Raw genomic sequence first — 3,388 nt, forward strand, 5'->3', positions numbered from 1 at the left:
GGTGCTGGCCGGGCACCCGGGCGTCGCGCAGGCCGTGGTGGTCGTGCGGGAGAACGAGCACGGAGACCAGCGCCTGGTCGCCTACGTGGTGCCGGAACAGGACGCCGACGTCCAGGTCGCCGAGCTGCCCGAGTACGTGCGCGAGCGGCTGCCCCAGTACATGGTCCCGGCCGTGGTGGTGCCGCTCGCGGATCTCCCGCTGACCGCGGCGGGCAAGATCGACCGGCAGTCGCTGCCGTCGGAGTACGAGACCGGTCCGGGCAGCGGGGAACCGCGCAACTCCCACGAGGAGAAGCTGTGCGCGCTCTTCAGTGAACTGCTCGGCACGGAGAAGGTCGGCATCGAGGACGACTTCTTCGTGCTCGGCGGACACTCCCTCCTGGCCACCCGGCTCAGCGCCCGGATCCGCAAGCAGTTCGGTGTCGACATGCCCGTGCGGACGATCATCAGGTACCCCACCGTGGCCGAGCTGGCCGCACTGGTGCTCACCGGCGGCATTCCCGACGAACACGTCGACCCGTACGCGGTCGTACTGCCCCTGCACGACGATCCCGGTACGGGCAAGTCGCCGGTGTGGTTCGTCCACGGCGGGGGCGGGCTGGGCTGGGTGTTCTTCGCCTTCGCGCCGTACGTGCGGGACCGGGCGGCCTACGCCCTGCAGTCCCGCGGCTGGAACGGCACGGACCCGGTCGCAGCGTCGGTCCAGGCGATGGTCGACGACTACCTGGCCCGGATACTCGAGACCCAGCCGGAAGGGCCCTACAACCTGGTCGGCTGGTCCTTCGGCGGCCCGATCGTGCACGCCCTCGCGGAGGCCCTGGAACGACGCGGGCAGCAGGTCGGCATCATGGCGGTCCTGGACGCCATGCCCTCGGCCGGGTTCAAGGACCTGGCCGGTGGGGAGGCGACGGCCTTCCGGAAGGAGATCGCGGAGTTCCTCGGCGAGTTCATCAACACGGGGAACCTGGACGACCTCCTGGACACCATGGGGAAGGTGGGGGCCAACAACCGGACCCTGATGAAGGAGTTCGACTCCCCGGTCTACGGCGGCGACATGCTGTACTTCCATGCCAAGCTCGGCAAGGACTGGGGCTCGTACGCACCCCACTGGCGGGCGCACGTCCTCGGTGCCATCGAGGAGTTCGACGTGGACGCCACGCACGAGTACATGCACATGCCCAAGGCCGCAGGCCAGATCATGCAGGTCATCGCGCGCCGGCTGGACTGAGGATCGGGGGATGAGCAAGGTGATGGAATCCGCAGCCTCCGCGGACGGCGGGGAACGGACAGCGCTGGTGTGCGTGCCGTTCGCGGGGGCGGGACCCTCGTTCTTCCACCCCTGGCGGGCGCTGTCCGCCGGCCGGTGGCGAGTGGTCCCGGTGGAACTGCCCGGCAGGGAGCGGCGAATCCTGGAGACGCCGTACCGGAACGCGGTCGAGGCGGCCCGGAACTGCGTCGACGCCCTCGTCGCGGACCTCGACGAGGGCGAACGGGTCGTGCTGTTCGGGCACAGCCTGGGCGCGGTACTCGCGTACGAGTTCGCCCACCTGCTGGGCGCGCGCGGTGTGCACGTCGAACGGCTGGTCGTCAGCGGCTCGCCGGGACCACGGACACAGCGCGAACGGCGGGCGACGGGCCTTCCGGAGGAGGAGTTCCTCGCCCGGGTCGAGGAGTTCGCGGGATTCCGGCACGAGGCCCTCGACCACCCGGAGATGCGTGAACTGATCCTCCCCGTGCTGCGGGCCGACTGCGAGATGCACGAGAACTACGTACCGAGCACCGACGAACCGCTCTCGGTGCCGGTCTGTTCGCTGCGGGGAGGCTCGGACGGCCTGGTCGGAGCGGAGCAGGCCCAGGAGTGGCGGAAGGCGACCACGGGCGGGTTCAGCTACCGGGAGCTCCCCGGCGATCACATGTACCTGGTCGACAGCGGCCGGGAGGTGCTCGAACTGATCGAAGCGGAACGGAAGGGAGCGGACGCATGAACGAGCCGAGCCGTCGGTCCTCCGGCGAGGCCTCGGGGACGGGCCCGGACGAGCAGGCCGTCAGCCTGCTGTCCCCCGAATTCGAGGAGGACCCCGTCGGGGCCCTCGCCCGGCTGCGGGAGAAGGCCCCGTTGGTGCGCGTCGGGTACCCCGGCGGGCAGCGGGTGTGGCTGATGACACGCAGCGAGGAGATCCGGGCGGTGCTGAGCGACCCCCGGTTCGTCGTGGACGTGACCAGGGTGCCGGGCCACGAGGGGCCCAGCATCACGGAGCAGATGATCGCCGCCCTCGACCTCTCGGACGAGCTGCGCGACTCCTTCGGGGCGAACCTGGCCCTGGAGGACGGCCAGAGCCACGCCCGGCTGCGGCGCTTCCTCGCGCCGGCGTTCACCCTCCGGCGGATCAAGGCGCTGCGGCCGCGCATCGAGGAGATGTCCGCCCCGCTCCTCGCCGCCCTGGTCCGGAAGGGCTCCGGCGACCTCCTCCACGAGTACGCCGCACCGCTCACCAGCGGGGTCATCTGTGAACTCATCGGGATCGACGAGGCCGACCGGCCGCAGATCCAGCGGTGGATGAGCGAGTACGCCAACGCCAACGCCGACTTCACCGCGAGCCTCCAGGGCCTGTCCGGGTACACCAGGCAGCTCATCGAGCGGCGTCGGGCCGAGCCGGCGGACGACACGATCTCCACCCTGGTGCACGCGGTGAACGCGGACGGCGACCGGCTCAGCGAGGCCGACATCACCTCCCTGGTGGTGAACCTGGTGAACGCCGCCTACCACGCCATGAACGACTTCATCCTCAACGCGGTCCTCATCCTGGAGGACAACCCGGACCAGCTGGCCCTGATCCGGGCCAGGCCGGAGGCACTGCCGCACGCTGTGGAGGAGCTGATGCGGATCGCGCCCTCCATCCCGAACGCCGGGCCGCGGTACGCAACCGAGGACATGGAGGTCGCCGGCATCCCGATCTGCCAGGGCGACATCCTCACGGGCTCCCTCCACTCCGCCAACTTCGACCCGCGCTTCTTCCCCCGGCCCGAACAGTGCGACGTGGAACGGGTGGTGAAGCCCGGGGAGAGCCACCTCTCCTTCGGATCGGGGCCGCACCGCTGCATCGGCGCGGCACTGGCCAACCTCGAGGGCGAGGTGGCCCTCGACCACCTGCTGATCCGGCACGAGGGCCTGGAGGTCGCCGTGCGCCGCAGCGAACTGAAGTACCGCGAGGTCATCCCCGGAGGTGCCCGGCTGCTCACCTCGTTCCCTGTGCGCCTGTGAGGAACTGACGGCAACACACCTGAGGCGCCTGTTCTGTTGTCCGTGGACGATGCACCGGGTGTTCCAGCGCAGGCTCTCCTGGCTCTGGCGTACGTCCTCCTGCGCCTGGAGTGCCAGGTCGTCGAG

At 70.2% G+C, this 3,388-nt stretch carries 3 protein-coding genes; all 3 read left to right on the top strand.

Going from position 1 to position 3,388, the window contains the following annotated elements; all coding sequences use genetic code 11:
- A partial coding sequence (locus AB0O11_RS39195) for an alpha/beta fold hydrolase (RefSeq protein WP_363397368.1) occupies positions 1–1,228 on the top strand: 1,228 nt, incomplete at its 5' end.
- Positions 1,229–1,238: 10 nt separating this feature from the next.
- Complete coding sequence (locus tag AB0O11_RS39200) at positions 1,239–1,985, top strand: alpha/beta fold hydrolase (protein WP_363397371.1); 747 nt, start codon at positions 1,239–1,241, stop codon at positions 1,983–1,985.
- Positions 1,982–3,262: a cytochrome P450 gene (locus AB0O11_RS39205; protein WP_363397374.1), complete on the top strand. Its 1,281-nt coding sequence runs from the start codon at positions 1,982–1,984 to the stop codon at positions 3,260–3,262. Before AB0O11_RS39200 ends, AB0O11_RS39205 begins: the two co-directional genes overlap by 4 nt.
- Positions 3,263–3,388: the final 126 nt, after the last annotated feature.

It is taken from the genome of Kitasatospora sp. NPDC093102, from assembly GCF_040683915.1.
Taxonomy (GTDB): Bacteria; Actinomycetota; Actinomycetes; order Streptomycetales; family Streptomycetaceae; genus Kitasatospora.